This window comes from Methylobacterium sp. J-067 (assembly GCF_022829465.1).
Lineage (GTDB): Bacteria > Pseudomonadota > Alphaproteobacteria > Rhizobiales > Beijerinckiaceae > Methylobacterium > Methylobacterium litchii.
In genome coordinates, this window is sequence record NZ_JAKSXZ010000004.1 from 1 (window position 1) to 533 (window position 533).

Consider the following 533-nt stretch of genomic DNA (forward strand, 5'->3'; position numbering starts at 1 on the left):
GGGGCAGGAGAAAGCCGTTCACCGAGGCCGAGAACAACGCGGCCGTGGCCCGCTGGGCGGAGTTGCGGCGGGAGAACGCGCCGCTGCGCATCGTGCGAGAAGGGATCTTGGTTTCGGCGCCCCTGACCCATTTCGACGATGTCCTGACGGGGCTCGCCACCGGGGAATGGGAGTTGCTGATTAAACTGGTCGCCAGCGTGCTCGCTCATCTCGACGACGGCTCCGACCAGCCGGGACAGGGATGCAGCTACGAACTCCTGTTCGCGCGCATCCTGGCGCTGGGGCAATCCGGAGCGCTTGAGGTCACGGGTCCGGGGCCGGGTATGCGGGATTTCAAGGTTCGAAGGGTCGCGGACCGTCAATCGGCAGCGCTCAACGAGTGAACGGCCGGGACCTACACCACGACGAGAGGGACGACGCGACCGGCACTCATGGCACCGCCTGGCGGTCATCCCGGTGGCCCCGCCCGACAACCGGGACCGATTGGATGCATAAAGCCGACGTCCTGCGACCGGCCGTCATGGATCGACGGC

General features: G+C 67.0%; 1 protein-coding gene. It reads left to right on the top strand.

Going from position 1 to position 533, the window contains the following annotated elements:
• Positions 1-383, top strand: a 383-nt coding sequence (locus tag MKK52_RS00025; RefSeq protein WP_243951705.1) for a DUF3658 domain-containing protein, incomplete at its 5' end; no start/stop codon positions are given.
• Between the last annotated feature and the right edge of the window lie 150 nt (positions 384-533).